The sequence below is a fragment of the Kibdelosporangium aridum genome, from assembly GCF_900176515.1.
GTDB classification, from domain to species: Bacteria; Actinomycetota; Actinomycetes; order Mycobacteriales; family Pseudonocardiaceae; genus Kibdelosporangium; species Kibdelosporangium aridum.
Genome location: NZ_FWXV01000014.1, coordinates 13,980 through 28,001, shown reverse-complemented (window position 1 = coordinate 28,001; position 14,022 = coordinate 13,980). Strand labels below are relative to the sequence as shown.

Below are 14,022 nucleotides of genomic sequence, written 5' to 3'. Positions count from 1 at the left end.
GCACTGACAGGGAAGAACGGAGCTGTGAACCTGACCGTCGTGGACGCTGTGCGCGAGCTGATGCGGGCATGGCAGTTGACCAAGGTGTTCGGCAATCCGGGGTCGACCGAAGTGCCTTTCCTCGCTGACTGGCCTGAAGACTTCGACTACGTGCTCGGGCTGCAGGAATCTGTGGTGGTGGCCATGGCCGATGGCTACGCGCAGGCGAGCGGCCTGCCAGTGGTGGTGAACCTGCATTCCGCGGGTGGCACCGGGCACGCGATGGGCAGCATCGTCACCGCCTACCACAATCGCACGCCGATGATCGTGCTCGCGGGCCAGCAAGCACGATCATTACTGCCGATCGACCCGTTCCTGAGCGCTTTGGAACCCACCCATCTACCACAGCCGTACGTCAAGTGGAGTGTGCAGCCCGCCAGGGCGCAGGACGTGCCAGCCGCGTTCGCCAGGGCGTATCACGTGGCGACTCAGCCGCCGTGTGGTCCGGTGCTGGTGTCTGTGCCGTCGGATGACTGGAACCAGCCAGCCGTCTCCATATCGCCGCGCCCGAGGATCGGTGGCGATTTCGCCGACACAGTCGCACTTGATGCCGTCGCGACCAAGATCGCAGCAAGCACGCAGCCCGTGGTCGTGGTCGGTGCTGCCATCGACGCTGACCACGCAGTATCTGACATGGTCCTGCTGGCCGAACGCATCCAGGCTCCGGTGTGGGCCGCACCGTTCTCGGCCCGTTGTTCCTTTCCCGAGGATCACTCGCTGTTCGCCGGATTCCTACCGGCGGCACGGCAACCGTTGGCCGAGACACTCGCCGGGCATGACCTTGTCGTCGTGATCGGCGCTCCGGCGTTCACCGAGCATGTGGTGACCGAAAAGGACGGTCCGGATCTGCCGCCGCTGATTCTGATCCATGACGACGAACAGGTTCTTGCCCGCGCTCCACATGCCATCGCGGTACGCGCGACGCCGGGTGCGGGGATCCGGCATCTGTTGTGCGGCGTCACCGAATCCGCATCACCTCGCCCGCCGATACGGCAACACACTGCGGCGCCAGAACCGCCTGCGGCAGGCGAACGAATGAGCGGCGCATACGTGCTGCACACCATCAGGCAGACGATGCCGACCAACACCCTGATCGTCGAGGAAGCGCCCAGTCACCGGCCCGCGATGCACCAACATTTGCCGATCACCTTGCGCCAGACCGGGTTCCTCACCGGAGCAAGCGGTGTGCTCGGATATGGTCTGCCAGCGGCGATCGGGGCCGCGATGGCCGCACCCGACCGATCCGTGGTCGCGATCATCGGCGACGGCTCGACCATGTACAGCGTCCAGGCACTGTGGACAGCGGCTCGTTACTCGGCGCCGCTTACGGTCGTGGTCATGGACAACGGCGAGTACGCCGCGGTGGCCAATCACAGCAACCGGCTTGGTGTGTCCGGCGTGCCCGGCATCCAACTCGGTGAGGTCGATTTCAGAGCGCTGGCCAATGGCCAGGGATGCCAAGGCGTGCTGGTGAGCGATCCGGTCGAGCTGGCCCGCGCGCTCACCGACGCGGTATGTGCCGACGAGCCGACTGTCCTACATGTGCTCGTCCAACAAGCTAGAGCAACCCTGCCGAGATAGTCGCGGCGACCGGGGCCGTCACTGTCGTCCTGAACGGGATTCCGTTCCCCGGCAAGCCTCACACCGCGCGGATTTTCCGAAGCCTAGTCGCCACGGGTCAAGGCCGAGCACATTCGCCACACGCACGACTTCGTCGAATTCGTGCAAACCGCGTTTCCCGCTTTCGATCTTGGACACTCGCCCCTGAGTGAATCCCAGCACGCCGCCGAGCTCGACTTGGTTCAGCCCGGTGTGCCGGCGAACCGCCCGGAAAACAACGCCGAAATCCCGGCGATTGAGTGCTGCGCAAATCATCTGCTGATCGAAAAAGTTCTCCGGCAGCAATTGACGAACCGTCAATACGTGTGCGCACGATCCGTCCTTGCGGTCGTCCCGCTGATTCGGTTGATGGCTTGGTGTCGGCATATCGAACTGGTGTGATGACGTCGGCGCGTCGGTTGGCTCACGCCGCCTACTGTTGTGGAAACCGAGGTCCTCGTCCGTCGGCACGCCCAGGACCAGCCGCAACGCCGACCGGACGTGCTGGTCCTTGGGCCAGTGGGTTTCACCACGTTCCAACCGCGAGACATGCCTGGTTGTGAACTTGGAATCGGAACCGAGACGGCGCAACTCTGCCCGCACTCGAGTGGCCAATTCACCCCTGGTCGGCGGTTGTCCTGGAAACAGCACGGATTCAATGCGTTCCCGCGCCTGAATGAACCGGACGTTCTTGACCGGACGGTGGAGCGACACGCCTGAATGCCCCCAGGGACCTCTGTTAGTCGACCTGATCGGCCACCACTCAAGTTGCCATCATTCTCAGGATCATAGCCCTGTTCGCGACCGATGAGAACAACTTCTGGCGATTTCTTGGCAGTCTTCGAGCGAGTCAGGCGGTGACGTCATGAACTACCCGCTGCGGACATGTCAAGTCGCGATGCGACGCCCCAGCATTTCGCCCCGTATGAATGCCGTTGAATCGTCAGCACTGCAGTTTTACGAGCATCCGGATGACATGTGCTTCGACTGAGCGCGAGGAGCAACGGCACGCCTCGGTTGCGATCGAGCAGGACGCCCAGCTGCGTATGGGCTCATGGGCCCCGTCGTGGATACGCGAAGGCGTCCTGCTCGACGAACGCCCGCCGGAGCGCCGCACTGGCCTCGATCGCAGCCCTTCTTAGTCCAGCGACACACAGGCGCTCACGCAACGCGTCCAACAGCGACACGGCGGTATCCACACCCAACTGTTCAACTTCACCAATGACTTCAAGTCCGATGTCCAGCCCGACCTCTTCCGTGCTGAGGCGCCACTCCGGAAGACCGACGGCGCGGAGGTCGCGCCATCAGCGGATGACGAACATGTTAGACACATCTGGTCAACATTGTCTATATCGACAATGTTACTGACGGTATGTCCAGGCTTGAGTGCGTCCGAACGCGTCGCGACCGTGCTGTATGACGACGTTGGGCAATCCCAAGCGCTGGCCACTGTAGCGGCGTTTCGTTGATACATCCCTCCCATGCGGCAGTCGGGTGCACCTCTCGGTCTGTCGTGACCGCGCCGGAACAGACTGTAGATAGCTGTGACAGTAGTTATGAGCCATTGACTACTGACAGGTTGGCGGCTTACCTTGAGGCCAAGGACGCCACGCAGGGTAGGGGTACGGCCGCGTCGTTCTAGGCGAGTGACGAGCTCGACAATGTGTACGACATGACCGCATGGCAGGCTTTCGCCTCTTGCTTAGCTTCGTCTCCGTTACCAGTAGGCGACTGGCAGATCATGTGGTGGTAGACGAGAGCGCGCCGACGTGGACAACTTCACGGCCCGCTCGGTAGACGTTCATCAAGGCGCGCAACGATGTTGCAGCAGCTAGTCATAGTCAGTGACAGTATTGACACATGACTATGCATCCGCTTTGCTCACTTGCCTCAGGAAGGAGTCGCCATGACTGGTCGAACAACGACAGCTGCCACGGTGTCAGGCGCTGGTCTGGATTTCGAGATCGCGGACATCGAGGTCGACGAACCACGAGGGACCGAGGTCCTCGTGCGAATCGAGGCGGTGAGCGTATGCCACACCGACATATCCGTACAGTCTGGGGTTTTTCCGTATGCGATGCCAGCGGTGCTCGGTCACGAAGGCGCTGGCGTGGTCGAGCAGGTGGGACCAGAGGTAACCCGATTGCGGCCTGGCCAAAGGGTTTCGATCAGTTTTGACTTCTGCGGACATTGTGACCGGTGTGTAGCTGGCCTACCTGGACAGTGTCGCGAGTATCTCGCCCGCAACTTCGGGCCAGGCAAGCGACCGGACGGGTCAGCAAACCTGTGGCGCGATGGCCAACCACTGGCGGGAAACTTCTTCGGACAGTCAACCTTTGCCGGCTACGCACTCGCCAACGAACGCAATGCTATCCCGGTCAACGAGGACCTCGATGTCTCTCCGGAGCTACTTGCCCCTCTGGGCTGCGGCGTCCAAACTGGATCGGGCGCCATCCTGAACGTCCTGCGACCTCACCCGGGTAGCACAGTCGTCGTCTTCGGCGCCGGTACGGTCGGCATGTCCGCCCTGATGGCTGCGGCACTACTTCCGGTGCGCCGCCTGATCGCCGTGGATGTCAATGCCCAACGTTTGGCCTTGGCCCGCGATCTCGGGGCCACTGATGTGGTTGATCCAACCGGCATCGATGTGGTCGCGGCTATCAAGGACCTGACCGGAGGTGGGGCCGACTACGCGCTGGAGGCGAGCGGCGTGGAAGGCGTGGCCTTGCAGGCTTTCAGCAGCCTCGGAACCGGCGGCACACTGGCAGTGGAAGGCTTGGCGTCGTTCACCTCCACCGCTGAGATTCCGCTGGCGGACCTGGTGAACTTCAGCAAGCACGTGGTCGGAGTCGTGGAAGGTGCGAGTAATCCGCCGATCTACTTGCCCTACCTGACCAGCCTGGTGGCGACCGGAAAGGTCCCGCTCGGGCGGATCACACGGACGGGCTACAAACTGTCGGACATCAACGCCGCAGTCGCGGACATGCACAACGGCGAAGTGATCAAGCCGGTGCTGACGCCCTGATCGATCTCCTGCAAGGGGAGCGGCGCCAGCGCCCCGCGGCTGGCCGTCGATGCCGGACGGATCCGATCACCACACGCTCAAACTAGATCAGAAGTGCGGCCGCCGGTCATGACCATGAGGCGGCCGCCTTTCTGAGCGTGTGGTGATCACGGAATCAGGTATGACCTGCCCGACAACCGACCCTGTGGCGCTAGGAACGCGACGATAAACCTCGTAGGTGAAGCTGGTGGAGTGACGTTCGGCCTATGCGTCAGGCTTGCCGCAGCCGGGCCACTCGACGGCGCTGGTATTCAGTGACGTCGGCCAGAGTGGCCTTGAACTCGATGAACTTCTCGCGGCTCATGCGACGGGCATGGCGCTCGTGGATAGCAGACATGATCTGGTCCGCGGCTCGCATCTGCGCGATGCCGCGTTCGGTGGGGCAGACCAGCTTCGCGCGGCGGTCGGCGGGATCAGGGCGCCGCTGCACGTAGCCGAGCTCCTCCAATTCGTCGACGAGCGTGCCGATCATCTGCTTGTGCTGCCCGGACAGGCGTGCCAGATCCGTGGCCCGAACGCCCGCGTCATCGAGGTAAGCCAGCACGGCGCCGTGCCGTGGCTTCAGGTCATCGAAGCCCTCGGCGGCCAGTTTCGCGAAGAATTCGCTGGTCACCGCGAACAGCAACCGCCCGGCGAGAACGCCGAAGTCGGGATTGGTGCTGTTGCGACTGGCCCGCGTTGCCACTTTTCCTCCTCACACGATACGGTCGACGTCGCCCGTACCGTTGCGGAGCCTATCTGGTGGGTGGGCATCGGGCGAGATGGCCGTGCACCGCGCCAGCTGGGCAGAAACGTTCACTTCTATCATCAACCTTGTCGCACAGCCCGAGCCCTCGGGTTGGGGACCGTGCGACACGCCAGTGATGTGCCGAGATCGTCGGATGAGCTGTTCGCCGTGCTGCACGCTCGCATCAGTACCGCGTTCCAGGACAAGTTGTTTGTCTTCTGCGTTTGAGTTCTACGACAGGCACACGAGTGTGAGTATCAGACGTGGCTGGTGATCCCGGCTTCTTTGAACGTGGTCATCTCGGCCAGCATGCGAGTCGCCATGGCCACCAGCGGAAGCGCGATCAGTGCGCCTGAGCCCTCGCCGTGCCGCATTTTCAGGTCCACCAGGGGCTTCAGCCCGAGTTGGGCGAGTGCTAACTGGTGGGACGGCTCGGTCGACCGGTGGCTTGCCAGCCACCACTGTCGTGCCCCGGGGGCCAGACGTTCCGCGACCAATGCGGCCGCGGTGGTGATCGCGCCGTCCAGGAGTACAGGTGTCCTGCGGACCGCGGCCTGGGCGAGGAACGCCGCCATCGCGGCGATGTCCGCACTTGCCGACGTCCGCAGTAGCGCCAGCGGATTCGCGCGGACCGCATGGGCTCGGCATAACGCATCCCGGACCACGGCGACCTTGCGTATCCATGTTTCGTTGTCGATGCCAGAGCCGCGGCCCACCACCGCGGTGGGTTCGGCACCGGTCAACGCGGCAACGAGTATCGCGGCGACAGTGGAGTTCCCGATGCCCAGATCACCGGCTATGAGCACATCAGTACCCGCGTCAACCTCCTGATCAGCGATTGCGCGGCCGGCCTCGACAGCGAGCCTGACCTCGTTGTCTGTCAGGGCATCCTCCTGGTCGACGGCCCCAGATCCGTGTCGTACCTTGAATCTCTTGACCTCGTCTGGAACGGGTGTCTCGGCGGCGACTGCCATGTCAACGATTCGCAGGGCTGCGCCATTTGCTGCGGCGAGTACGTTCACAGCGCCACCACCGGTTACAAACATGATCAAGGCCTGTGCGGTGGCCTCGGCCGGGTAAACAGAGATGCCCCTGGTCGCGACGCCATGGTCGCCGGCGAAGACCACGACACGCGGGCGAGTCAGGGGTCTTGGCGGGCAGACCCCCTGGCATGCTGCGATCCACGTGCCGACGTCCTCGAGATCGCCCAACGCCCCCGGCGATTTGACGAGCCTGTCCCATCGGTCCAATGCGGCTTGCTTGACTGACTCGTCCGGTGGACATACAGGGAGAAACATTTCCGAACCTCCAGAGGTGCAACGAGAAGTACTGAACGTGAATAACGGGACACCGCCACAATTTCGGACCGTTCGAGCCGGGAGGTCGATGAGCGTTCGTGAAAACGGCCTCTGGTCGAGGATGTGTCGAACGATTGCCCGGCATGGGGCGGCGATCTGCCGAGAACGGTGGCCGCAGCCTATCGGTTGAGGCAGTGTGTGTACCTTCTTTGTGTCGTATACACGTCACATCGGACGATGATCCGACAGCCGATTGTGGTTCGGACGACTCGCGCATGAGGTCGCCGAGCTGACCAACACTGCCGAATACGGTGTTATTGCGTCGAATCCATGCCTCAATCGGCCTCGATACGCGGTTCGACCTCACACGTGGCGAACTGATGCCATCTTGGGCCGGGACATCGCGAGATAGTAATGTATCTTGACTGTCACTCGTAATGACTGCTGTTCGTGGATTGATCTCTGTGGATCGATGTCTGACGAGATACCGGCCACGGAGTGCGGATCCGCGTCCACGGCATCCCTGATGCCCGCGCTACGCCAAGGACCGCATGCCCGGGAAGACTCACGGTACCTCACATCGATAGCCAGAAGTCGCGGTTTGCACTCACTTCGTTGTTCTCATGTGGAGCTCGCAAAGGAAGGACGAGAGATGATCAACCGTCGTGTATTCGGCAGTGCCGCCGCGTTCGGCGCGATGGCACTGGCTGCCGTTGAGACCGGGGCAGGGATCGCCGAGGCGACATCACGCAGCCCCTGGGTCCCGATGCCCGACCCGGCCACGACGCCGGTGCCCAACCCGCCGTTCGCGAAGGACCTCACGCGCGAGGAGCGCCGCAACCTGGAGAAGTTCGACGAGTTGGACTTCGAGATCTTCACCCACGAGAAGTGGAACCGAATCGGCGAGAGCCACGCCCGTAACATCCGTGTGCACTGGCCCGACGGCCACTACACCGACGGTGTCGACAAGCACATCGAAGATCTCAAGGCGCTGTTCGTGTGGGCGCCGGACACCCGGGTCCAGTCGCACTATCTGCGTGTCGCCCAGGGCGGGCTGACCGCTGTCGCCGGCGTCATGCAGGGCACCTTCACCCGGCCGATGCCCGACGGCAAGGGTGGTTTCATTCAGCCGACCGGCAAGAAGTACGCGATCAACATGGCCACCATCGGCTTGTGGAACAAGCGCGGCACGATGGACGAGGAGTTCCTGTTCTGGGACAACCAGAACTTCTTCCAGCAGCTCGGGCTGGGTTGAGCCACACCGAAGCCGCCCCTGGATGTTCGCTCAGCGTTCGTCCAGGGGCGGCTTTGATCAGACATGTTGTCGTTGGTCGCTGACGGCCGGCCCGCGACTGCGACGACACTTGAGCGATTCCAGCGGTTTGACGCGATACCGTGCCGGACGTGACGACCGCGCGACATCGCGGCTGAGGATTCATTGCGCACCCGTTTCATCGGGCAAGGTCGCGCCTGCCGGGACTGCACTCCCGTCGACACGTGTCACAAGTCCCGGGGTTTCCCGGGTTCGAACGCCACGGGTGTCAGGTCATTCTGCCGTGGTGCGTGGACCAACCGAACGGCCGGGAAGGTCTTCCGGTCACCACGCACCTGAACGTCGCGCCCTGGCCATCGCCCGGCCAACCAACCCGAGGCAGGAGAGCCATCGAACCGCACTAGCCGATGACCAGAACAGTGCGGCGGCTCGCACCAGACTGGCGTTCACAGCTTCACGGGCCACTCTGGAAAGACTCGAACGGGACAATGCCGGAACAACGGCGGAACGAACACTGAATGGGCTGGAAAACGAACGGTCAGCGGCGGCACGATTCCGGCAAGGACGCCGGGACACATGCGGACGTGATCGGCGCGAGCGACGCCGGACTGCTTGTTGCGATCGCGCTCAGCGATGTCTTCCCGGACCAAGTCGGCCCTGTCGTTGCCGCGGACACAGCAGCCGGCGTGGCCTTCCTGGGGGCATCAACTGGTTGGACAGGCCTGGGCGCATGCTGACCCTCGCGTTCGCATCCCACAGTTCACGCGGTCGCCGGCCACGTCTGCGTGCCGCGGTGAGTACGGCTGGGTTCGAGCGATGCGTCCTTGGGAGTCGAGACGGTCGCGATCAGTAGACAGTGGACAGTCTGATTAGTACGGGGGAGGCATCGGTGGCGCGCGTGCCGAACACGCATCCGTATCCGGATCGAGAGTCGGCAACCTTGCAGGCGCAATGAGCCGCGCAGTTCCTCCAGGCCCTCAACCGGAAGACGGACGGTTCTGATGTGGTTGGACGCACTCCCAGCAGTAGCATCAGAAATTAGTCATGTATCGTGACTATATAAGCTCGTGACTGTTATCGAGGAGGTCTGATGTCCCCCAACCCGTTCCACGAACCACTCACTCCGGACAACGCAGCTGTCCTGATTGTCGACCACCAGGTGGGCCTGTACACCGGCATCAGGGACATCTCCTTGCTCGAGTTGAAGCACAACATCGTCGGCCTCGCCAAGGCGGCAACGGCGCTCGGCCTGCCGATGGTCGTCACCACCACGGCTGCCGACAGCATGTGGGGACCAACCATCCCCGAGCTGGTAGCCGCTCTGCCCGACGGCAAGCAGATCATCGATCGCTCGACCGTCAACGCGTGGCACGACGACCGGGTCAAAGCAGCCGTTGCGGCCACCGGCCGCAAGAAGCTCATCATCACCGGCATCTCACTGGAAGTATGCGCCGCCTTCCCGGCAATCGCCGCGCTCGCCGACGGCTACCAACCCTTCGTCCCGGTCGACGCGTCGGGGACCTTCTCGGCGACCAAACGAGAGGCTGGCATCGCACGCATGCAGCAAGCCGGTGTCATCCTCAGCGACTACGCCACGCTCATGGTCGAAATCCTTGCTGACAACGACAATCCCGCGGCTGGTGAGGTCTACGCCGCTCTCGACATGCCCTTCGCCACCCTCGTCGGCCAGGTCGCCCAGGCGTTCCGCAAGTAAGGACGAACCGATGCAGATCACAATCCCCACCGGCCGCTACACCGTGGACGCTGCCCACTCGTCAGTCACCTTCACTACACGGTTCGTGATCGCCCGCGTCAAAGGCACTTTCACCGACGTGTCCGGCACCGTGGAAGTCGCCGAGGACCCGGCCAAGTCCACTGTGTCCGCCGAGATCGCCGTCAATTCTGTACACACCGCCGTCGAGGCCCGTGACGAACACCTGCGATCCGCGGACTTCTTCGACGTCGCCAACCACCCTACAGCCCGATTCACATCCACCGAGCTCGTGCCGGACGGCGAACGCTACACATTGCGCGGCGACCTCACCATCCGCGGGACCACTCGGCCTGTCGAATTCGACCTCTACGCCCTCGGCTCAGGCACGGACCACACCGGCGCCTTCCGCATTGGATTCCGCGCCTCCACGAGGGTCTCCCGCAACGCATTCGGTGTGAACGGCAACATCTCGGCACCAGGCGGCCCCGCACTCATCGGCGACGCCACCGACCTGACCCTGGAAATTCAGGCGATCCTTGCCTCCTGAGGGGTCGGGTGGTCGGCGGCGGAACTGGGTGTTTCGTGTCCTGAGTGGAATATGTCGCCGTTGCCTCTCCGATCAGCCGGATGCGGCGACATCCGGCTGATCGGAGAGGAAGAACGTCGCCTTGTTCAGATCCGGGTCGCCTCGATGGCGCTCATGGCGCCAGAGCCATTCACGATCCGGTCCAGAGCGAAGCCGCCTTTGGCGAGCAGCTCGCGCCACTCGGATTCACTGCGCTCTCGCCCCGTCAACATCGCCAACATGACCAGATCCAGGAGCTTGCTGAAGTGTGGCTGGCCATCCTCTGGCACCACCGCCTCAATGAGGACCAACCGAGTTCCCGGCGTCGCCGAGGCCGCGATGTTGTTCAGGATCCGGACGCAGGAGTCATCGTCCCAGTCGTGCAGGACGACCGACATCACGTAGACATCGGCCGCAGGTACCGAGTCGAAGAAGTCACCACCAACGACATCGACCCGGTCAGCGAGACCAGCTGCGGACAGGCGGACCGGGGCATCGCTGACGACAGCGGGCAGGTCGAAGAGAACGCCCCGGCGTTGCGGCCGGTCGGCGAGAAGTTCGGCGAGCAGGCTGCCGTCAGCCCCGCCGATGTCGGCGACGACCTCGCCATCCGGAAGTTCATAGCGTTCCAGGAGGTCGCCCCTGGCCACCTTGCCGCCACCGCTCATGGCCGAGTTCTGCAACTGGGTAAGGCGTGCGGACTCGTTCACCCAGTCGAACATCGGTTTGCCGAGGTAGTGTGTCGCGGCGGTCTCGCCGGTGCGCGCGGTGTGCACCAAGTCGCTGAAGGGTTGATAGTGCGTCTCCATCCAGTAGCGGGCAAGCCGCGTACTGATCCTGGGACGCCGTCGGCAAGTGTCCTGCCCAGATCGGTGACCTCAACGCGGTCGCCACGGAGCCGGAACACGTCATACGAGGTCAGGTAACGGATGATCCGCCGGAGTGCACCGCTGTCAGCGTTCGACTCAGCGGCCAGCTGCTCAACGGACCGGGGCCCGTCAAGCAGCGCGGTGGAAATGTTCAGTTCGGCTACGACATAGAGGGCCTGTGCTAGCCCAAAACCGAACAGCATCTCCTGCATCCGCACCTGCGGCGGTAAGACGGGGACTGTGTTGTTCACGGACATCTTTCCCGGTACTTCCTGGTTCTGTTTGTGGTGGACATGGGTGCCGCTATGAGGTCGGTGATGGCGCAGCCAGCAGGCAAACTATCGGTCTCACGGCTCAAACTGCCTCCGCGAGCGCCTCGTTCGTCCGAGACCGGCCCGAATTCGCCGAGACGGTGGCAAGCCAGCGGTTGCCGAGCAGCATCCGGGTAGGCGTGCCGAGTCGATCCACTGTGTCTCTTCGATGAGGGCGAACTGCACTGCGACCAGTTGGTCACCAAACTTGACAGTACAGTATGTCGCATAAGCAACGTCTTCGCGTCATGTCGTCCGAGGTTGCCCGAAACTCCTCGGATCGCTTCCCTTGTGACGATCGATATTCTCGTCGGCGGTCACCAAACGCATACTGGTTACCCATAGCTTCAAACGAAAGGTAACGACCCTGAGAAGGGCTAGTAACCGGGCGCACTGTAGTGTTCGGACACCCAGAACCGCTGGTAGCCTGGCGCTTTGGCTTGTTGGGCGAACTGGACCGTATCCTGCAACGTCTGCGTGTGGCTGTTCCCGGCTCGATCGCACGAGCCGTCCATAATGGACCGGTTGGTCGGTATCACACTGTGTTCAACGACCGCCGCGACGAGCATTCCCGAACGTCACACAACGCCACTCGGGAAGCGCAAGCCAGGCGGACCGGCAACTTGGTGCCGCGGTGAACCTCGCTCCGGCGCCTTTCGTGTTCCCGTTCGAATTCCCGATCGTGGCTGCCTTCGGAGTTTGTTCGTCGGCAGGTAACGACCCATCCGGAGGACAGTTGATGAGTACGGACAGTGTGCCGAAGTGGCGTCGGATCACGACAAGGGTGATCACTGCGCTGGCGTTCCTCTTCGTTCTATTCGCTTTGGTCGCGCCGAACGAGCTCAGCAAGCTGAGCCCGTGGTCCATCCTGCAGATTCCGCTCGAGGGCCTCGTCGGCGTCGTGCTTGTGCTCGTGCTGCCGCCGAAACCGCGGCGGATCGCCGCCGTCGTCCTCGGGTCGCTGCTGGGCATCCTGTTGATCTGGAAGCTCTTCGACATGGGCTTCTACACCACGTTGGCCCGGCCGTTCGACCCCGTGTTCGACTGGAGTTTCCTCGGCCCGGGCTTCGATTTCCTCGCAGACGCGATCGGGCAGGGTGGCGCGGTCGCCGCCGCGGTCGGCGTCTCCATCCTGGCCGTTGCGCTCGTTGTGCTGACGGCGTTGTCGGCGATGCGGTTGTCGCGCGTCGTAGCGGGGCGTCCGACGGCATCAACGCGAGCACTTGCTCTGTTGGGCATTGTGTGGGTCGGTGCCGCCGCGTTTGGGCAGCCGTTCGCGAGTTACAGTGCGGTGGCGTTGGCCTACGACCACGGGCGTCAGGTCGGTGCGAGCCTGCAGGATTCCAACGCGTACAACGCGGAAGCGTCCGTTGACGCGTTCCGCGACGTGCCCGGCACGCAGTTGCTGACCGGGCTGCGCGGCAAGGACGTGATCATCGCGTTCGTCGAGAGCTACGGGCAGGTCGCCATCCAGGATCCGGTCATCGCCCCGGCAGTCGATGCCGTCCTTGACGCGGGCACCAGCAAGTTGCGGGCCGCCGGGTTCGAGTCCAAGAGTGCGTTCATCACCTCGTCGACCTCGGGCGGCGGCAGCTGGCTCGCGCACTCCACGCTGCAGTCCGGTGTGCTGATCAACAACCAGAAGCGTTACGACACCTTTGTGGCCAGTGACCGGTTCACGCTCAGCCAGGCCTTCAAGCGGGCCGGGTGGAAGACCGTCGGAGTCGTCCCGCAGCACATGAAGCCGTGGCCGGAAGGCAAGGTTTACGGCTTCGACTCGTACTACGACTCCCACACCTCAGGGTACAAGGGCAAGAACTTCTTCTACGCCCAGATGCCCGACCAGTACACGCTTTCGGCGTTCCAGCGCAACGAACGGGCCAAGCAGGACCGCAAGCCGGTGATGGCCGAGATCGACCTGGTCTCCAGCCACACCCCGTTCGTCCCGCTGCCCAAGATGATCGACTGGAACGCCGTCGGCGACGGGTCGATTTTCACCGAGCAGGCCGAGAAGGGCACCAAGCCCGAGGACGTTTGGAACGACGCGGCCAAGACGCTCGCCGCGTACGGCGAGTCCATTCAGTACTCGCTGAACTCGTTGATCTCCTATGTGCAGACCTACGGCGACAACAACCTGGTGCTTGTGTTCCTCGGTGACCACCAGCCACAGCCGGCGATCGCGGGGGATCGCGCGACCAAGAACGTACCGGTGTCGATCGTGGCGAAAGACCCGGCGGTGCTTGAGCGGACCGCGAGCTGGGGCTGGCACGACGGCCTCAACCCCGGCCAAGAGGCCCCGGTCTGGCCGATGCAGGACTTCCGCGACCGGTTCCTGACCACCTTCGGCCCGCACCCGCCGACCCGGTAGTTGACGTCAACCTTGGCCCAGACCAACCCTGGCGACCATGCGGGGTCTGAGCGGGAGTGTCTGCGATCGACAGTTTTGTGGCCGTCCAAGGGACCGCTCGCGCTGGCACATTGCAGCCACGTTGTGAAGGTTGTTCCGTAGCCCCAACGGTTTATAGTTAGTAATATATCCTGACTAACTGCGATCACGGTGATC

Annotated in this window: 13 protein-coding genes and 1 pseudogene; 8 read left to right on the top strand and 6 right to left on the bottom strand. The window is 63.1% G+C overall.

The annotated features are described in order from the left end of the window. The first annotated feature begins 24 nt into the window (after window positions 1-24). Window positions 25-1,620, top strand: a complete 1,596-nt coding sequence (gene mdlC / locus B9C43_RS48665) for a benzoylformate decarboxylase (protein ID WP_235039276.1) — start codon at window positions 25-27, stop codon at window positions 1,618-1,620. 18 nt (window positions 1,621-1,638) lie between these two features. Here mdlC and B9C43_RS48660 read toward each other — a convergent pair whose 3' ends face one another. Continuing rightward, window positions 1,639-2,241 carry a helix-turn-helix domain-containing protein gene (locus B9C43_RS48660; protein ID WP_143447129.1) on the bottom strand — a complete coding sequence of 201 codons (603 nt, stop codon included), beginning with the start codon at window positions 2,239-2,241 and terminating at the stop codon, window positions 1,639-1,641. Between the two features lie 368 nt (window positions 2,242-2,609). On the opposite strand from B9C43_RS48660, the gene B9C43_RS57200 reads away from it, so the two are divergent. After that, entirely contained in the window at window positions 2,610-2,780 is a 171-nt protein-coding gene (locus B9C43_RS57200) for a hypothetical protein (protein WP_160097266.1), read from the top strand. Here the strand turns inward: B9C43_RS57200 and B9C43_RS60000 are convergent. Next, window positions 2,746-2,882 (bottom strand): annotated as a pseudogene (locus B9C43_RS60000) ((2Fe-2S)-binding protein); the annotation flags it as partial. The gene B9C43_RS57200 and the pseudogene B9C43_RS60000 overlap by 35 nt on opposite strands. 764 nt (window positions 2,883-3,646) lie before the next feature. Here B9C43_RS60000 and B9C43_RS48650 point away from each other — a divergent pair. Continuing rightward, complete coding sequence (locus tag B9C43_RS48650) at window positions 3,647-4,663, top strand: NAD(P)-dependent alcohol dehydrogenase (protein ID WP_200826046.1); 1,017 nt, start codon at window positions 3,647-3,649, stop codon at window positions 4,661-4,663. A 250-nt stretch (window positions 4,664-4,913) separates the two neighbouring features. Here B9C43_RS48650 and B9C43_RS48645 read toward each other — a convergent pair whose 3' ends face one another. Together B9C43_RS48645 and cobT are read right to left on the bottom strand one after the other, a co-directional pair. Further along, window positions 4,914-5,387 (bottom strand): MarR family winged helix-turn-helix transcriptional regulator, encoded by a 474-nt coding sequence (locus B9C43_RS48645; protein WP_084434098.1) that lies wholly within the window; start codon window positions 5,385-5,387, stop codon window positions 4,914-4,916. Between the two features lie 299 nt (window positions 5,388-5,686). Continuing rightward, complete coding sequence (gene cobT / locus B9C43_RS48640; protein ID WP_084434097.1) at window positions 5,687-6,727, bottom strand: nicotinate-nucleotide--dimethylbenzimidazole phosphoribosyltransferase; 1,041 nt, start codon at window positions 6,725-6,727, stop codon at window positions 5,687-5,689. Between the two features lie 652 nt (window positions 6,728-7,379). Between cobT and B9C43_RS48635 the strand changes: the two genes are divergently transcribed. From B9C43_RS48635 to B9C43_RS48620, 4 genes are all read left to right on the top strand, one after another. Next, window positions 7,380-7,982 carry an ester cyclase gene (locus tag B9C43_RS48635; RefSeq protein WP_084434096.1) on the top strand — a complete coding sequence of 201 codons (603 nt, stop codon included), beginning with the start codon at window positions 7,380-7,382 and terminating at the stop codon, window positions 7,980-7,982. A 536-nt stretch (window positions 7,983-8,518) separates the two neighbouring features. Continuing rightward, window positions 8,519-8,737 carry a hypothetical protein gene (locus tag B9C43_RS48630; protein ID WP_084434095.1) on the top strand — a complete coding sequence of 73 codons (219 nt, stop codon included), beginning with the start codon at window positions 8,519-8,521 and terminating at the stop codon, window positions 8,735-8,737. A gap of 353 nt (window positions 8,738-9,090) precedes the next feature. Beyond that, window positions 9,091-9,714 (top strand): isochorismatase family protein, encoded by a 624-nt coding sequence (locus B9C43_RS48625; protein WP_084434094.1) that lies wholly within the window; start codon window positions 9,091-9,093, stop codon window positions 9,712-9,714. Window positions 9,715-9,724: 10 nt separating this feature from the next. Further along, a complete protein-coding gene (locus B9C43_RS48620; RefSeq protein WP_084434093.1) occupies window positions 9,725-10,261 on the top strand; it encodes a YceI family protein in 537 nt (178 codons plus the stop codon). A gap of 125 nt (window positions 10,262-10,386) precedes the next feature. Here B9C43_RS48620 and B9C43_RS48615 read toward each other — a convergent pair whose 3' ends face one another. Then, complete coding sequence (locus B9C43_RS48615; RefSeq protein ID WP_084434092.1) at window positions 10,387-11,088, bottom strand: methyltransferase; 702 nt, start codon at window positions 11,086-11,088, stop codon at window positions 10,387-10,389. Then, window positions 10,986-11,351: a methyltransferase family protein gene (locus tag B9C43_RS60475; protein WP_456077602.1), complete on the bottom strand. Its 366-nt coding sequence runs from the start codon at window positions 11,349-11,351 to the stop codon at window positions 10,986-10,988. The genes B9C43_RS48615 and B9C43_RS60475 overlap by 103 nt, the downstream gene beginning before the upstream one ends. Before the next feature lie 847 nt (window positions 11,352-12,198). On the opposite strand from B9C43_RS60475, the gene B9C43_RS48605 reads away from it, so the two are divergent. Next, the gene (locus B9C43_RS48605) at window positions 12,199-13,827 is read left to right on the top strand and encodes a sulfatase-like hydrolase/transferase (protein WP_084434234.1); all 1,629 of its coding nucleotides are present in this window, start codon (window positions 12,199-12,201) and stop codon (window positions 13,825-13,827) included. The last annotated feature ends 195 nt before the right edge of the window (window positions 13,828-14,022 follow it).

What these genes read in the sequence shown, in the direction of transcription:
- B9C43_RS48635 (WP_084434096.1), top strand. Translation starts at nt 7,380, where the DNA reads ATGATCAACCGTCGTGTATTCGGCAGTGCCGCCGCGTTCGGCGCGATG.
- B9C43_RS57200 (WP_160097266.1), top strand. Translation starts at nt 2,610, where the DNA reads ATGACATGTGCTTCGACTGAGCGCGAGGAGCAACGGCACGCCTCGGTT.
- B9C43_RS48615 (WP_084434092.1), bottom strand. Translation starts at nt 11,088, where the DNA reads ATGGAGACGCACTATCAACCCTTCAGCGACTTGGTGCACACCGCGCGC.
- B9C43_RS48605 (WP_084434234.1), top strand. Translation starts at nt 12,199, where the DNA reads ATGAGTACGGACAGTGTGCCGAAGTGGCGTCGGATCACGACAAGGGTG.
- B9C43_RS48630 (WP_084434095.1), top strand. Translation starts at nt 8,519, where the DNA reads ATGGGCTGGAAAACGAACGGTCAGCGGCGGCACGATTCCGGCAAGGAC.
- cobT (WP_084434097.1), bottom strand. Translation starts at nt 6,727, where the DNA reads ATGTTTCTCCCTGTATGTCCACCGGACGAGTCAGTCAAGCAAGCCGCA.
- B9C43_RS48625 (WP_084434094.1), top strand. Translation starts at nt 9,091, where the DNA reads ATGTCCCCCAACCCGTTCCACGAACCACTCACTCCGGACAACGCAGCT.
- B9C43_RS60475 (WP_456077602.1), bottom strand. Translation starts at nt 11,351, where the DNA reads ATGCTGTTCGGTTTTGGGCTAGCACAGGCCCTCTATGTCGTAGCCGAA.
- B9C43_RS48620 (WP_084434093.1), top strand. Translation starts at nt 9,725, where the DNA reads ATGCAGATCACAATCCCCACCGGCCGCTACACCGTGGACGCTGCCCAC.